We start from the raw sequence: 16,199 nt of genomic DNA, 5'->3' as shown, positions 1-16,199 counted from the left end.
TGATAAAGGTATCGACATCTTGCTTCATGGCCGTGGTGGAACGACTGGCTTCAAAGCGGTTATGTGCCCCTTCAATCCGCCCCCAGATGCCACGGGTATCAATAGTCGCATCGGCAGGCACAAGCGGCGTGCCCAATGCATCAGCGCCTTGCTCAATCACCGGATTGGCAGCCCCGCTCCAGTAGCGGTTGCCGACACGTTGCTGCAGGGTTGGCAGCTTGTTGAGCGCCTGCATGGTCTGCCCATAGCCTTCATAGACTGGCGTGCCGGGATTATAACGTGGCGGGGTAACGGGTGGCGTTACTGGTGGATTAATGGGTGGCGTGACTGGCGGCATAACCGAGCGCAGATACCATGCACCATCCTGTGGACTGGCAATGCCGTTCTTCTCTAGTGTATAGGAATAAGCGCCCTGAACAACAGCCTGCTGGCCATCTTTAGTCACCGCATTGCCCTGCAAGGTGAATGTGGCATCAGAGCTACCACCGACACTGATAATCCTGATCCCTTCTGTTGTATAAGAACCAAGCCCGTCACGATTGGTGACATGGACATTACCGGTGCCGGATGTGCTGCCGGTAATAGCCAAGCGGCTGGTTTGAGAATTGTCATTACCCAATACGGTCGCAATCTCAACCGTGCCACCTTTACCGATATAATCACCTTTGATGGTCAGGGTTTCAAAACCGCCATTGCCCGGCATGATGGTCGCGCCTGCCTCGTGGGTGGTAGAGCCGACCGTGCCGATCCCCTGTAAACGTCCGGCAACAACATCCATCGTGCCGCCGAGTGTGCCGTCGACTGCCAAAATACCGGAGCGCACAAAGCTGCTGCCGGCAAAGCCACTGCTATCACCGCCAAGCACGGCTTTGCCAGCTCCCACCTGCTCGAAGACACCGTCTCCGCTGATCTTGCCGACATAGTTCAAATCATTGGAGCGATTGAAGATGAAACTGCCGGCATTGGCCACATCACTGGTGATGCTCCCCGTCTCACCACCATTACCGAGCTGCAAGGTGGAGCCAGCGGCAATTGTGGTCGCGCCGGTATAGGTGCTATCACCGGTCAGGATGGTTTTACCACTAATCTGGTTGACCGTGCCCTTGCCGGACATGGCGGCACCGAAAAGATAACCGCTGCTCGTATGATTGAAATTGATGGTGCCGTCCCCCTGCCCGAAGGCGACGGAAGAAACCGCAAAAGCACCGGGGTTAGTGGCAGCATCGGCGGGGGCAGCGCCGATATTAAGAATACCGGTTGAACCGGCATCGCGTGCGATTGTCACAGCATTGTCCGAACTGAAACTTGCGGTGCCGCCGAGCGTCACCACGCCCTTATCCGTGCCGCCGACAATCAGATGTTTGACGGAGGAGCCACCGGCCACTGTCCAGATGGAATCTCCGCTCACCTCAACAGTATCACCCAGCGTGATATTGCCATTCATCGACGTGCTTTTTTGCAGGGCAATATTCATGCTGCTGTCTGCATCGGCAACCATATCACCGGTCAGCGTCACCGTGTCAGCATTGAACTGGATCTGCCCCTGATTGACCACATCCAGCAACCGGTTATTGACGCCTTTTAAGGTCGTGCCTGCATCACGAACGGTAACCGTGGCGTCTGTACGCCCTGCTTCACCGTTAATCAGGGAGCCATCAACAAGAATGGCGGCACCACCTTTGCCCTCCACAGATGTTCCTTGTTCGAAAATTATTTGTGCCCCTGTGGTGGCTTGAAATATGGCGCCTTGAATGAACACACCATTAGCATCACCGGTAATCTTTGTAGCATTGGTGAACCGCGCCTGCCCGCTAGCCAATATCACTACCCCCATTCCAGGAGGCGGAAAGGGGCCAGGCGCACCGGCAAGGCCGACAATAGTTGTGCCAGATATCACAGCATTGATTATGTTTACGCTATCGGCGATTCGCAAACCAGTCCCGCCGGTTAATGACCCTCCCGTCATTGAAAACGCCGCGGGCACCGAACCTTGGATTGCGTCCAACCTTAGTCCAATACCATTGGCGTCAACGGTCACATCCGTATTGGTAATATTTAATACAAAATGTAAACCGCGATCTATCAATGCCGTAATACCATTCGCAACGCCATTGATCGTGCTATCAATCAGATCTAGCTGCACGGTCGAGCCAGCGACGACGGAAGGGGCATATTGACCAATATAAATTCCTTGCTGACCGCCGGTTGTAATGCCGGTAATGAGAGAATTCTCAATCCGCATTGTTCCGCCTGTGACAAAAACTGTCGTGTATCGAAAAGCAGCGTCGTTATAAACAAATTGCAGATCCTGCTTGCTATCCATAGTCGCGTTTTTAACGATCACAGTGCCCGATGATTTTATTCGCCCCAGCAGAGGTCGATCAAGATTCTGATTGTCATGATCGACGGTTAAGGTCGAACCCGCACCGATCAGTGCCGCACCAAGAAATCCGCCTGAGCTCACATTAACATTACCGATCCCGCCGCGCGGGCTGGCGTTTTGAAGAGCGTTTCCCCCAGCGAGATTGACACTTTCACCGGCTTCCGCATAACCGAACACTTGTCCGCCAGCCGAAATATTCACAGTGCCACTGTTTTCCAGAATGATATTACCCAACACGCCAGCGCCTGTGACAATAATCAGGGCTGCAGCACCAGTGGCCTCCCAGACCGCACACTCATCAACTGATGGCGCGTTTTGTGTACCGGTAAAGGTCTGATCGGGTGTCGATATTCGGGAAATCACGTCCAATTGTTTCACGCCGCTATTGCAAGCCGGTGCTGCTGCAAAAGCCTGCGTACCCGCCAGCAGACCGATAGTGGCACATGTGGCACAAAGGAGGCTGCGATATGCTGATTTGGAGCGGCTTCGATGCTTCAAGCCGCTACGAACAATATGCTGTGGGGAGTGCTTCATCTATTTTTATCCTCAACGAATTAGTGAGGATGATGCTTCAATCTCCGCAGCTTTGACATATTGCGAAAAATAATCTTAAAAAATGAGTGCCTATAGCAGCAATATAGCAACTATATATTATAAATTATGCTAGTTAATTTCAATTATTGATTCTAATTTTTGTTTTTTACTATCAATACTGATAAAAATATCAGTGTTACTGGTGTTTCGCAAATTTTCATCTCTATTCCGATGTGTCAGCGTGTATGATGAACGAAAAAACGGCGATGGGTCTATTTGTATCGAGCGGTTGACGGCGACGGCCAAACTTTTAATTTTCTGATGTCAGGGCGCCGTGATCGACGGCTGCACGGCGATTTTTTCAAAAAAGCCGTTACAATCGATGGTGTTCCACAGAGAGTTGTCATTGATAAGAGCGGAGCCAATTTCGCCGGACTGCGGGCCGTAAACACGATCCTGAAACTCACAGGTACAGGCTCCATCGTTTCATCAAGCGGATTACCAAGCAAATGTTGGGATACAAGGCGTCCTATTCAGCTGCAGCCACAATCGCCGATATCGAAGTGCTCATATGATCCGCAAGAAGCAGTTCGGCATTTCAAATCTTTGCAAAACTCGCAGCATAACTGCGCCCAGAGTTATGGTCGCTCCTATACGACTCAAAACTTTGCGACACTAGCTCATATACTGTATCAGCGCAGCGCTTCAACTGTATCAATATTTGCAAGCTTCTGCATTTTTTGCAGTAAGGCCTGCGCAATTGCCTCGTAGTTTCCGTCAAAATGATGCCCGCCGCTGAGTTTCATAACATCAGCACCTTTTAAAGCATCCGCGGTGCAAGCCGTATCGTCCTCGTCCTCTCCATAAACACAAACGACACGATCCTGCGGAATGGTAAGAATAGCCGGAAGCGTTTGCAGATCCCCATCCGCACCAAACCAGCCCTCCACTGAAATCTGAAAAGATGTTGTCGTTGAACTGCCTAAAAGACCTATCATTCTGATGCGTTTTTGTAGTTCAGCATCAAAATATTTCCATGCGAATGGAAATGTATCCGCCCCGAATGAATAGCCGAGCACTGCGACAGGCAATTTTCCGCCCGGATCTGCTTTTTTGATCAATGCCGCAGTATCACGGGCGATCTCTTCCGGTTTGCGCTCATTCCAGAAATAACGCAGGGAATCCACACCGATGACATGGACGCCTTGTGTTTGCAGCCATTCACCGATTGATTTATCAATATCGCGCCAGCCACCATCGCCGGAATAGAAGATCGCCACATAACTGGCCTTGCCGCCATGTACCGGCAGATCAATAACCGGCAAAGTGGCGTTTTGTGCGTCCTGAGCGGCCATAGACAACACTTCATCAGCCGCCACACGCAGACGCGCATTCAAATCAGGCACATTTTGCAACATGGCAATATTCTGCTGGCGCGCTGTGTCCGGTTGATTGGCCTGCAGGCCATCGGCAGCAACAAGCAAAGCAGACACGGGCAATGTCTTGCCGTATTCATAGGTGAAGCCGCCTCCCGCTGCTTTGACTGCCTGTGCCTGTTCGGTACAGGATGGCAGGCGGATGCGGGCGGGTGCAGGATCAATTCCGACAGCCCCCGCAATTGTCGCATCCGGTGAATCCGACGCTGCGGCATAGGCAATCGTTGCCCCCTCTCCGATACCGGTCACAACCGGATGGAAATAAACATCAAGATCCAGCGCACGCAAAGCCTCTTTAGTGATCGCCTCAAAATCGGAATCCAGATAATTACATTCGCCATCTTCTTTATCGAGCGCTGCTCGCCATATTCTAAGGTCAACCGGCAGAACAATCAGGTTCCGTGCCAGCAATGCATCGGTGAACCGCCGTTCACGCTCCCCGATCCCGCCCTGATCGCTGATGACAATCACAAGACCCGCCGGATCGTTCTTTGGCATATAAACCGGAATATCCGACAGGCGTTCGGCACTGACCTGTGTTACAGGTTTTTCCGGTGCGGTCAGACTTGCCCAGAAACGGGTTACTTTGCCCGGATGCAGGACGAGATAAGCGCCCGCGACAATCACAAACAATCCAAAGATACCCAAAAGCAGTTTTGTCTTCATTTGCGTATGAACTCCAGCGGGCTGCCGTTAATCAGACTTGTGATATCCAGAAGTGCGCGCGGCGTTTCAAACCCGCCGGGACAAACCATGTAATGCGGCGTCCAGACAGGATCAAATTTTTCTTTAAACGCCTTTAGTCCGTCAAAATGGTAGAGATCCGCACCGCGCCTGTAGATGAAGGAACCAAAGCGGTTCCAGCGGGAGGCAAGCCTGCTGCCGCTTAAACCTGACAGGGGCGCGGCACCCAGATTGAACCATTGATAGCCTTGCTCCTTGCTATACATGAGCAATTTTGCGAACAGCGCATCCATCAGCAGTTTATGCACATTCGGCATATAGCGCATCAGATCAACGGTGATTTCATATCTCTCACCACCGCGCCACAGATTGGCGAAAGCAACAATTTCACCTTCCTTACGCAACACAGCAAGATCAAACCGTTTGAGATAATCCTCGTCAAAGTAACCGAGTGAGAAACCCTTTTCACTGCCGGACTTAAAGTCGAGCCATGCGTCAGAAATCTCCCGCAAACGCGGTAATAAAGGCGGCACGTCGGCTGCCGGAATGATTTCAAAGTCAAGCCCGTCTTTCGTAACCTTACGATCCGCATAGCGGAAAGGCTGGCGGCTTGGCCCTTCCAGCGAAAAATCTGTCAGTTCAACCCGCGCGACCTCCCCGAGTTTGAGTGCCACCAGCCCCATATCAAGAAAAAGCGGTAGGCTTTGCGGCCCTACGCCATAAAACACTGTGCGCAATGCCAGCTTGTCTGCCAGAGCATGAAATGACCATGCCAGTTCTTTTGCTGTCGCGGCACCACCAATCGGTTCGCCCAGCGCAATCAGGCTGCCCCCCGATTGCGCATACATGATGAAAGCACTGTCGTCCGGTGCGACCAGAAACTGTTTGTCACCCACCATAGCCAGTGCTGCATCTGTATGAGGACAAGCAGCGACCAATGCCGGCACCGCAGCGGGAATAGAGTAATCAATATTACGTTTACGCTGGCTATGATTGTTAATCAGCATATGCAATCCGACGGCTGCAACAGCCACAAAAACTAAAACCGTGGCACGTAGAAAACGCGGGGCATTACCGTTCCATGCAAAATCCCACCACAGATCGCCGGAATATTCAACATGGCGGTAAACGAAAAAACCAAGCCATGTGGATACCAAAATTGTTGTACCAACAGTCAGCAGCCAGTTCCAGTTGAGTTCGAAATTCCCTGAGATCGGACGACGGTAGAATGAACCGCGAAAGCCTGAGAGTAGAATAGCAAAAAGGCTTAGAATAACAGCTTCTTCCCAATCCAACCCTTTAGCGAGGGAAAAGATGGCCCCGCTCAGCAACAGGATCATCGCCGCTAACCATGCGCGCTCCAGCCGTTTTGCCAGCCCGCGTGCCACAACCAGCAGGGTAACGCCTACAAGGCTTGCTGCCAGATGGGACATTTCAACCAGAAATTCCGGAACAATGTCAGACAGCAACTCGACACGATAGCGTTTATCCGGCGTCGCTCCGGAAACCAGCAGAATAATCCCGCCCAGAAAAATAATACTGGCCGTCAAAGCCGGAATGAGCGGTTCAACCAGACGTTTGGCAACGCGCGCCTGTTTACCGAGCATCTGGCGCCGACGCATGATTTCCCAGAACAGAAGTCCTGTAGCGGCCGTGACCAGTGGTAAAATCGTATAAATCACTCGATAAGCAAGCAATCCGGCAATCGCCTGCGGATTGCCGCCAAGGCCAAGACCGGCAATGATCGTTGCTTCGAAAGCTCCGATCCCGCCCGGCGCATGACTGGCAATACCCAGCACCACTGCAATCACATAAACAATGGCAAAAATCGCAAAACTCGGCACAGCACTGTCCGGCATCAGCACATAGAGTGTGGCAGCAGCAGCACCGACATCAACCAGACCGGCAAAAATCTGCAGCAATGCCCCTTTGGAATCCGGCAAGCGCAAACTGAAAGAACCAATCCGGATATGGCGCTCATTATGCGAGAGCCAGTAGATCAACCAGCTGATACCACCAAGAACGACAACACCGACCAGAATATCAATGCGGCGGTCAACAGAAGACAGCCACGGCACGTCCTGCGGATCGATCAGCATTGCCGCACTGAGCATGATGATCAAAGCAAACCAGATAGCAAACCATGATGTGCCGACAATCTTGCCGATATCAGCAAGGCTTATGCCTTCAGCCGCGTATATACGGTAGCGAAGCGCGCCGCCGGTGAGCAGTGAAAATCCAAGAGCATTAGAAATTGCATAACCGGCGGCACCGGCAACTGCGGCCAGTTTCTTGGGTATCTGATTGGGAGCAATCGTCTCTACGGCAACCACATCATAAAGTGCGACCGCCGCATAGCTCAGCATTGTAAAAAATATCGCAAGCCCGATCGTCTGCCACGAAATCGCATGGAACGCCGCCATTGTCTGCGAACGGGACGTATTCTGCAGCATCGTTTCCAGCACATAAATTGCCAGCAGAACGATAGCAAAGCCCGCCAGAGGCAATAAGAAATGCTGATATTTTTTTATTCGACCGAAAGAATACTTCGCACCATCCGTAGCATCATTTGCCTGCGCCATATCGTACTGAGAGAGCTGCTTTTTATCATTCAGAGGCATTATTTATCGCTGTCTGTACCGTGAAAATCGGAAAATATTACACCGCAGATTGTGATTAATCTGTGGTGCTATTACGTCATTTTGACATGAAAATTGCGATTATTGCGGAAGCCATATGGCTGTATTTCCGCTTTCCATTAAGCTTTTCTACGGTTGAAAACATGCTGACTTACAGAATAAGCATCTGTCACACATAAAATTAATAGTACCAAAAAGACATACGTAATAAGATAGTAGTACAAATTTGCAAAACGTTGAGCTTTTGAACGCGATATCTAAAGCTTTTAAAGCGTGAACTGCGCTTGTCGGCACCAAAATGGTGTATATTCTACCCATCAGGACATGGGGGCAGAGAATATTGTGTTTGTCCCAGCTCCAAAACTCGAGTTGCAGACAAGTAAAAATCCGCATTGTGCTCATTAATTCATTTGCATCACAAAATGGCCGGGGGTGATTTCCGCATAATGGCGCTCGGGAACCATATATCCGACAGGACGAATAGGGCTGCGTAATTCTTCAGCTTGCAATTGACGTTTCATGTGCCGTCTCGCAGGATCAAGAACCGGCACTGCTGCCATGAGTTTGCGCGTATAAGGATGCTGTGGGTTTTCAAAGACAGCCTGACGCGAACCAATCTCGACAATCTCACCAAGATACATCACAGCAACACGGTGGCTGACACGCTCGACGACTGCCATGTCATGACTGATGAACAGATAAGACAGACCAAGGCTTTCCTGCAAATCCATCATCAGGTTACAGACTTGCGCTTTGATAGACACATCAAGGGCAGAGACAGCCTCATCGGCAACAATGACCTTCGGATCAAGTGCCAAAGCACGGGCAATGGCAATGCGCTGACGTTGCCCGCCGGAAAATTCATGCGGGTAGCGTTTCATTATATCAGCCGACAAGCCAACGCGTTCCAGTAGCGCAGTTGCCTTCTCACGAGCCGCCGTTTTGCTAAGTAGACCATGCTGAATAAGTGGCTCTGCAATTGCATTACCAACGCTCATACGCGGATTGAGCGAGGCAAACGGGTCCTGAAAAATCATCTGCACATTACGGCGTGCCAACCGGAGTTTTTCAGCGGGCAAACGCAGCAGGTCTTCATCTTTAAGCAGGATTTCGCCGGATGTGGCATTGGCAAGCCGCATAATCGTGCGGCCGATTGAAGATTTGCCGCAACCGGATTCACCGACCAAAGCCAATGTCTCTCCTGCAAAAAGCTGGAAAGAAACATTTTCTACCGCATGAACCGCACCGGTAGTTTTACCCAACAACCCGCCAGTGATATGATAGCGCGTGGTGAGGCTGCGGATATCCAGAACAGGCTTTTGCATATCCACCGGCCTGCTGACCGGTATCGGATCGTGCTTTTCACCGGTTGCCATATCAATCACAGGAAATGGTAATGGTTCTGCAATGCCATTCATGGAGCCCAGATGCGGCACAGCCGAAAGTAAAGCGCGCGTGTAAGGATGAGCGGCTTGGCGGAACAAGTCTGCTGTTGCACCATTCTCAACCATTTCCCCGCGATACATCACCACTGTACGGTCGGCGGTTTCAGCAACCACGCCCATATCATGGGTAATGAAGAGAACGGACGTCCCTTCCTCTTCTTGTAAGGTCTTAATAAGATCAAGAATTTGCGCCTGAATTGTTACATCCAGCGCTGTTGTAGGCTCATCGGCAATGAGCAGTTTCGGGCGGCTGGCGAGCGCCATAGCGATCATTACACGCTGGCGCATACCGCCGGAAAATTGATGCGGATAATCAGAAAAACGCGAGGCTGCATTCGGAATACGCACTTTATCCAGCAGACGCAGTGTCTCAGCTTTTGCAGCCTTGGCACTAATATCGCCGTGGCATGTCAAAGCCTCAGAAATTTGGCGACCAATGGTGAAAACCGGATTGAGCGAAGTCATAGGCTCCTGAAAAATCATAGCCATTTCACGCCCGCGCAAATTGCGCAGCTGGTTTTCTTTAAGCGACAAAAGATTTTGTCCGTTGAGAAATATTTCACCGGAGATGCGCGTAGCTTTACTGTTTAGCAGCCCCATGATCGACAGGGAGGTCACGCTTTTTCCGGAACCGGATTCACCAACAATAGCAACGGTTTCACCGGCGTTGACGTCGAAAGAAACATTTTTGACAACCGGATTCCAAATCCCGCCATTATTAAAGGCTGTTGTCAGATTGCGGACGGACAGAACCGGCGATGTGGCTTGCTTCTGATCTGGCAGGGACATGACCGGCGCCTCCTCAAGCGGATATGTTTTGAATATTAAGCAAACGCACCTGCTTTCCTCTAAGCAAGTGTGCTTTGATTACAGAGCTTAAGTCGCCGCAGGATTGCGAGCTGATCCGATAGCTACAGGCTCGAAAGTGAAATCACGATCAAACGGAAATGTCGGATGAGTTTTACGCAAGCGCGGCAGGCGCTCAACAAACTGATCAACAACGCCTTGCGACAAGGCCATTAGGTTGGGATTAGCAATCGGTGCTAGTTCCGGTGACAAATAACCGGATTTAACCACCACGATCTGCGCCTTTGAAGGATCAAGCCCCAGCAAAGTGAAATCTGCAATATTATGATACGGGCGGCGCTTGGCACATAAAACCAGATCAATACCGCCGATGCGCACAACAGCCTGACGATCCGCCGGTTTATCCGCATTTTGCAGGCGGATAATTGTGCCCTCTGCAATGACCGGCTGGCTGCCTGCTGTGTCCAGTGTCGCGCCGATGGTTAGTTCATGTGCTACACCTTCACCTGCTGCAAAGCATTTTTCCAGTGCCGGCGCATCGGTAATACCGGCAAAAATCACACCTTGCGCCTGTTGATTAATCAGTTCAGCCAGAACATCAGCGCGATCACCAACGCCGCCTCCAGTCGGGTTGTCGCCAGATTCCGCGAGAATAACAGGCGCTGTTGTGCTGGCAATTGCACGGCTGACACAATCAGCAATGGTGCCGGTTTCGCAACCGAAAACAAAATCTTCACGGGCATCCCAATAGGCCTGTGCCAATTTTTTGGCTTCGCGTTCAAGAACTGCACGATCTGTGCCGGTAAGAATAGCGGCAGCAGTGGCGCGTGGTTCATCCGCCCAGACATAGCCCACCATCAAGGATGCATCCCAGATACCATCGATTGCATCAATATCCGGCAAGCGCGCATAAAGACCTTTGGCTGGCTCATCTTCGGTTGAAGTACGCTCCCCCGGCAAAACAACCGGCACCGGTGCCCAGATCATACTAGGCTGCACGCCTGTTTCAAGGCTTTTCACCAGCATCGTGACCGAGCGGCGCATGGTTTCTTCCACATCAATATGCGGTGCTGTGCGATAGGTGGAAAACATATTCAGCGCATCAATAATGCGCTGGCTGACATTGCCGTGCAGATCATAGCTGGCAGAGATCGGGCAATCATCACCGACAATCATGCGGGCATTGCTAATCCAGTCGCCTTCCGCATCTTCCATGCCTTCAACAAACATGGCGCCATGCATAGCCAGATACAGGCCATCAATCGGCAGAGCAGCTTTCAAGCGTTCAGAAAACTCTGCTTTAAAGGCCTTATAGGTAGCGCGCGACACCGGACCACCTGGAATAGCACGGGCATGTAAGGTTGGTGCAAATTCCGCATCATAATCTTTGAGAAAAGCAAATCGCGGGGCTTCAAGCAAGGCATCGCCGCGCAATACATCAAAATCCTTCTCTTGTGCGAGCACAGGATTATAGGTGCTGCATTCAGTATGAATTCCGCCTACGGCAATACGCATGAATAACCTCAATCAGATCGGGTCGGCGCGGGTCAATAGGGCCCTGCGGGATTAACAAGAAAACGATGAGCGGCAATGGCTGCGGCACCGCGTGCCCAGACATTATGATCAACACGCAAAGTGCGGATATTGGTTTGCACCGCCTGTTGCGGCAGCACATTGGCTTCAATGGCTTGACGCATCACAGTGCCAAAAAGCCCGTCAAAAGTATGTTCATCATGGGTTACAAGAATCTGACCCGGATCATTCAGCTGAACAATATGGGCAATAGCCAGCCCCAGAGCTGAACCAGCTCGGTGCAGGATGCGGATAGCTGTGGTATTGCCGGTTGCAGCCAGAACTTCAATGTCATCAAGTTGCTCGCAGACCATGCCTTCTGCACGAGCCGCTTCGCGAATTGCATGCATAGACGACACGGTGTCCAAGCAACCGCGCTTACCGCAGCGGCACGGTAAACCACCCGGTTCAATCGTCAGATGGGCGATTTCACCGGCACCGCCGTGATTGCCGCGATAAAGCTGACCGCCAATAAAATGCGCGCAACCAATACCATCACCAAAGGTTACAAGGCTGAAATTAGTAATCTCACGGGTTTCGCCAAACAGCTTCTCACTGACAGCAACGGCTTTGGCATCATTCTCAATATACACCGGCACTTCAACATGAGCCGCCACCATTTCCGCTAAAGGAACATTCTGCCAGCCCAGCAATGTGGACTGAATGCAATGACTTTGCGTTTCGTCAACAAAGCCGGAAAGCGCAATGCCGATCCCTGCCAGTCGTTCTTTTGCATCAGGATTGCTGGCCAGCAATTGTGCTACAGCTTCGGCAATGCTGGTGGCAATGGTTGCAGGATCGCGAGACAAAGGAATTGTTGCCTGTGCAATAATCGTTCCGCCAAGATCGGTCAGCACGACAGGTGCAGGGTCTTGCATCAGGGATACACCCAGCGTTAAGGCGCAATTCGGATGAATATCCAGCAACAGCGACGGACGGCCGGAGCCGTAAACCGGCACAGTTTCCTGCAGAATGCCGCGATCAATCAAATCACGCACCAAGCCGCTCATCGCCCCCTTGCTGACGCCGAGTATAGACATCAGTGCGCTGCGGCTGAGAGGGCCGGATTCGCTGATGGCTCGGAGTATCTGACGTTGGGACGAAGAAAACATTGGTTCAACACGAAATGAGGAAAGACTTCTTGCTTGACACTAAGTTCAATTAGTGAACTAATCAATAGGGAATTAGTGCAAAATCGATCCAATTAAAAAAACATTAGCGTGTTAAATAAGTAATAAGGGGTTACGCATGATGATGGGGCGAACATTCAATAACCTGCGCCAAAGTGCTGTAGGTGCCCGTAAATTTGTTATGGCCGGTGTGCTGCTCGCAAGCGCATCTTTACTGTCATTTCAGAGCTATGCAGCGACACTGACCGTGATGCAGACCGAAGCGCCGCGCTCGATGGATCCGGGTGATCAGACCGCGACCTATACCGCAGCGGTACTCGATCCGATTTATGAAGGCCTGTTGCGCCGCAGTGATACAGAGCCATATGCAGCAGCACTTGCAACCGAATGGTCAGGTGATGAAACAGGGCTGATCTGGACATTTAAACTGCGTGAAGGCGTTAAATTCCATGACGGGACGGCTTTTAATGCTGATGCTGTGGTGAAGAATTTCTCCCGTCATCTCGATACCAAGCGCGGCCTTGCAGCCAGCGGCCGCCTGCGTCTTATCCTCGATAAAGTTGAAGCTGTTGATGACAACACTGTCAAAATCACGCTTAAAAAACGCTATCCTGCATTCCTGTCACTGCTGACAACCGCCTCCTGCTGGATGGTTAGTCCAACAGCTGATGAGGCTGGTACGATCGGCGCCAAAGCGGTCGGGACAGGACCATACCGTTTTGCAGAATATAAATCCGGCGAATATGTGCTGCAGGAAAAGAACCCTGATTATTGGGGTGGTAAAACCGATACTGTTGATCAGATCAAATGGACATGGACATCCGAACCGTCGGTCATGAGCATGGCTGTTCAGACCGGTGATGCGGATATTGTCAGCCCTCTGCCACCGGTTTTTGCTGCACAGCTTGGCAGCAGTGACGAGATTAAAGTTGAAAGCTCTGACGGCGCAGCCGTTTTCTGGGTATCCCTGAACACAAAAATAAAGCCACTGGATGATGTCCGTGTGCGTCAGGCACTGAACCTTGCAACAGATCGTGATGGTTTGGTGCGGGCGATTATGCAGGGCTATGCAACACCGGCAAATTCACCATTGCCACCGGTTTTTGCCAATTACAACAAGTCTCTGCCAGCAGCAGCTTTTGACATTGATCGTGCGAAGAAGTTATTGGCGGAAGCTGGTTATCCGGATGGTTTCAGCATGTCGACCGCCGTTCAGGAACCCGAAGCCCGTATCGGTGAGCTGTTACAGGCGATGTGGGCGAAAATCGGTGTAAAACTTGATGTTCGCCGCATGGAAAGCGGCGTGTGGAGCAAGGCCGCCTTTGCTGATGCTGCCGACAAAGAAGCGGACGGCATTGGCTCTGTGATTGCCTCATGGTCAACACTGATGAATGGCAATGACCAGCAATTGCGTCCGCTCTATTATTCCGCAAGTGCGGCACCGGCCGGTGCCAATCTCGGCTTCTTCAGCGATGCCAAACTCGACAAATTGCTGGATGACGCCATTGATGTGCAGGATGAGGGCGAGCGCAGCAAGCTCTATAATGAAGCGCAAAAAGAGATTATCGATCAGGCACCGCATGTGCTGCTTTACACAACCAAAGATATCTATGCCCTGCGCAAAGGTATTGATCATGTCAGCGTCATTCCGGGCGGGCAGATCGTTGTGAAAAACGCCGTCAAGAACTGATGACTTCATGAGGCTCATGATGTGTTTTGCACATCATGAGCGCTCTGTGATTTTCTTTATGCCATCTGGAACGGGATATGTATGAAAACCTATATTATCCGTAAGCTTATCGGCCTGCCGCTGATCCTGATCGGCGTGTCTCTGCTGATCTTTCTGGCACTGCGCGCATTGCCGGGAGATCCGGCGCGCCTGATGGCGGGACCGGAAGCGACACAGGAAGCCGTTGATAATATGCGTTCCCGTCTCGGGCTTGATCGCAGCCTGCCGGAACAATATGCGCAGTTTGCTTATGGTGCAGTGCAGGGCGATCTCGGCACGTCTATCCGCTCAAAATTACCGGTGACCAGTGAAATATCCGAGCGTTTGCCATATACACTGGCTTTGACCCTGACAGCCTATTTGCTGGCAATGGCTATCGGTGTGCCAGCGGGTATGCTCGGAGCAATTTACCGCCATGGCTGGCCGGATCAGATGGTGATGTTTCTGGCCATTATGGGTGCTTCCATCGCCAATTTTTGGCTGGCTTTGATGGCGATGAATACGTTTTCGGTTAAGCTCGGCTGGCTGCCATTGCTCGGCGCCTCAAGCTGGAAAAGCTTCATCCTGCCATCTGTGACATTGGCTGTTCTGCCTGCTGCGCTCATTGCCCGTATGACGCGTTCAAGCATGATTGAAGTGCTAGGGCAGGATTTTATTCGTACAGCACGAGCCAAAGGTGTCTCTGTTGCCGCTATTTATTGGCGGCATGCTCTGCGCAATGCCTTGATCCCTATCATCACCATTGTCGGATTGAACTTTGGCGCTCTGATTGGCGGAGCAGTCGTGACAGAATCCGTTTTCAACTGGCCGGGCATTGGCCGCCTGCTGGTGGATGCCGTGCGCTATCGTGATTATCCAGTCATTCAGGGTGTTACGCTTGTCGCGGTAACCGGTGTTGTCATGGCGAATTTCATTGCTGAGTTGCTGATTGCAACGCTCAATCCGCGCATAAGGTTTAACTGATGTCCAATGCTCATCTTATCGCCCGATCACCACGCCGCAGCACATTCATGCGCTGCATGCATTGGTTAGGGCAACATCCCAGCATTACCATTGGCGGCTTTCTGGTTTCGCTGATTGTATTATGCGCAATTTTTGCGCCACTTCTGACCAGTGCCGATCCTTATGAGCAGGACTTGCTGAGTACAATGCTGCCGCCGTCATGGGAGCATCCGTTCGGGACAGATGACAGCGGACGTGATATTTTTGCCCGCGTGGTTTATGGTGCGCGTATCTCGCTGCTCGAAGTCACACTCGGCGTTGGTCTTGCCATTATCAGCGGTGTTCCGCTTGGTATCTTGTCAGGTATGGCGGGCAAGCGCGTTGATGCCGTGATTATGTGGTGCATGGACGTGCTGTTTGCCTTTCCGGGTATCGTGCTGGCCATTCTGCTGGTTTCCATTCTCGGCAGCAGTCTGGTCAACTTACTGGTGGCAATTGCGATTTTCTCCATCCCTGTCTATGCCCGCCTTGCCCGCAACCTGACCTTGGGGCTGCGCTCGATGGATTATGTGGAAGCAGCGATTTCTCTCGGACTGCGACGCTGGCGGGTGATGACCCATTATATTCTGCCAAATGCTATCGGACCGATTATCGTACAGTCCACCCTGACAGCAGGTACGGTGATTTTGTCCGCGGCCAGCCTTTCTTTCCTAGGCCTTGGTGCACAGCCGCCTTTGCCGGAATGGGGAGCAATGATGTCGAGCGGACGCAATTATCTCGGTGTAAATATCTATATGTCGCTGTTTCCGGGTATCGCGGTCATGATAACCGTTCTTGGTTTTAACATTCTTGGTGACGGCCTACGCGATCTTCTGGATCCGCGCCGTTGAGGCACGCA

General features: G+C 51.5%; 9 protein-coding genes and 2 pseudogenes. 5 read left to right on the top strand and 6 right to left on the bottom strand.

The features are described 5' to 3' along the window. On the bottom strand, positions 1 to 2,917 hold a 2,917-nt coding region (locus tag QUF18_RS18865), incomplete at its 3' end, for an autotransporter outer membrane beta-barrel domain-containing protein (RefSeq protein WP_289388818.1). 258 nt (positions 2,918 to 3,175) lie between these two features. On the opposite strand from QUF18_RS18865, the pseudogene QUF18_RS18860 reads away from it, so the two are divergent. After that, positions 3,176 to 3,543 (top strand): annotated as a pseudogene (locus tag QUF18_RS18860) (DDE-type integrase/transposase/recombinase); the annotation flags it as partial. Positions 3,544 to 3,609: 66 nt separating this feature from the next. On the opposite strand, the gene QUF18_RS18855 reads toward QUF18_RS18860, so the two are convergent. After that, positions 3,610 to 5,019: an AcvB/VirJ family lysyl-phosphatidylglycerol hydrolase gene (locus tag QUF18_RS18855; protein WP_289388817.1), complete on the bottom strand. Its 1,410-nt coding sequence runs from the start codon at positions 5,017 to 5,019 to the stop codon at positions 3,610 to 3,612. Further along, positions 5,016 to 7,619, bottom strand: a complete 2,604-nt coding sequence (mprF, locus tag QUF18_RS18850; protein WP_289388819.1) for a bifunctional lysylphosphatidylglycerol flippase/synthetase MprF — start codon at positions 7,617 to 7,619, stop codon at positions 5,016 to 5,018. Before mprF ends, QUF18_RS18855 begins: the two co-directional genes overlap by 4 nt. A 125-nt stretch (positions 7,620 to 7,744) precedes the next feature. Here mprF and QUF18_RS20530 point away from each other — a divergent pair. Continuing rightward, a pseudogene (locus QUF18_RS20530) lies at positions 7,745 to 7,834 on the top strand (IS6 family transposase); the annotation flags it as partial. 243 nt (positions 7,835 to 8,077) lie between these two features. On the opposite strand, the gene QUF18_RS18845 reads toward QUF18_RS20530, so the two are convergent. The 3 genes from QUF18_RS18845 to QUF18_RS18835 form a co-directional block, all read right to left on the bottom strand. Beyond that, positions 8,078 to 9,910: an ABC transporter ATP-binding protein gene (locus QUF18_RS18845; protein WP_289388816.1), complete on the bottom strand. Its 1,833-nt coding sequence runs from the start codon at positions 9,908 to 9,910 to the stop codon at positions 8,078 to 8,080. An 87-nt stretch (positions 9,911 to 9,997) separates the two neighbouring features. Next, positions 9,998 to 11,443: a M81 family metallopeptidase gene (locus QUF18_RS18840; protein ID WP_289388815.1), complete on the bottom strand. Its 1,446-nt coding sequence runs from the start codon at positions 11,441 to 11,443 to the stop codon at positions 9,998 to 10,000. 32 nt (positions 11,444 to 11,475) lie between these two features. Continuing rightward, complete coding sequence (locus QUF18_RS18835; protein WP_289388814.1) at positions 11,476 to 12,612, bottom strand: ROK family transcriptional regulator; 1,137 nt, start codon at positions 12,610 to 12,612, stop codon at positions 11,476 to 11,478. Positions 12,613 to 12,748: 136 nt separating this feature from the next. On the opposite strand from QUF18_RS18835, the gene QUF18_RS18830 reads away from it, so the two are divergent. From QUF18_RS18830 to QUF18_RS18820, 3 genes are all read left to right on the top strand, one after another. Then, positions 12,749 to 14,320, top strand: coding sequence for an ABC transporter substrate-binding protein (locus tag QUF18_RS18830; RefSeq protein ID WP_289388813.1), 1,572 nt, complete (start codon positions 12,749 to 12,751; stop codon positions 14,318 to 14,320). Between the two features lie 81 nt (positions 14,321 to 14,401). Continuing rightward, positions 14,402 to 15,322: an ABC transporter permease gene (locus tag QUF18_RS18825; protein WP_113944296.1), complete on the top strand. Its 921-nt coding sequence runs from the start codon at positions 14,402 to 14,404 to the stop codon at positions 15,320 to 15,322. Beyond that, positions 15,322 to 16,191 carry an ABC transporter permease gene (locus QUF18_RS18820; RefSeq protein WP_289388812.1) on the top strand — a complete coding sequence of 290 codons (870 nt, stop codon included), beginning with the start codon at positions 15,322 to 15,324 and terminating at the stop codon, positions 16,189 to 16,191. The genes QUF18_RS18825 and QUF18_RS18820 overlap by 1 nt, the downstream gene beginning before the upstream one ends. Positions 16,192 to 16,199: the final 8 nt, after the last annotated feature.

The sequence above is a fragment of the Pseudochrobactrum kiredjianiae genome, from assembly GCF_030362795.1.
Classification (GTDB): Bacteria; Pseudomonadota; Alphaproteobacteria; order Rhizobiales; family Rhizobiaceae; genus Pseudochrobactrum; species Pseudochrobactrum kiredjianiae.
Note: the sequence above shows the minus strand (reverse complement) of the source record. Positions and strands in the feature narration are given on the sequence as shown.

What these genes read in the sequence shown, in the direction of transcription:
- QUF18_RS18830 (WP_289388813.1), top strand. Translation starts at nt 12,749, where the DNA reads ATGATGATGGGGCGAACATTCAATAACCTGCGCCAAAGTGCTGTAGGT.
- QUF18_RS18825 (WP_113944296.1), top strand. Translation starts at nt 14,402, where the DNA reads ATGAAAACCTATATTATCCGTAAGCTTATCGGCCTGCCGCTGATCCTG.
- QUF18_RS18835 (WP_289388814.1), bottom strand. Translation starts at nt 12,612, where the DNA reads ATGTTTTCTTCGTCCCAACGTCAGATACTCCGAGCCATCAGCGAATCC.
- QUF18_RS18840 (WP_289388815.1), bottom strand. Translation starts at nt 11,443, where the DNA reads ATGCGTATTGCCGTAGGCGGAATTCATACTGAATGCAGCACCTATAAT.
- mprF (WP_289388819.1), bottom strand. Translation starts at nt 7,619, where the DNA reads ATGGCGCAGGCAAATGATGCTACGGATGGTGCGAAGTATTCTTTCGGT.
- QUF18_RS18855 (WP_289388817.1), bottom strand. Translation starts at nt 5,019, where the DNA reads ATGAAGACAAAACTGCTTTTGGGTATCTTTGGATTGTTTGTGATTGTC.
- QUF18_RS18820 (WP_289388812.1), top strand. Translation starts at nt 15,322, where the DNA reads ATGTCCAATGCTCATCTTATCGCCCGATCACCACGCCGCAGCACATTC.
- QUF18_RS18845 (WP_289388816.1), bottom strand. Translation starts at nt 9,910, where the DNA reads ATGTCCCTGCCAGATCAGAAGCAAGCCACATCGCCGGTTCTGTCCGTC.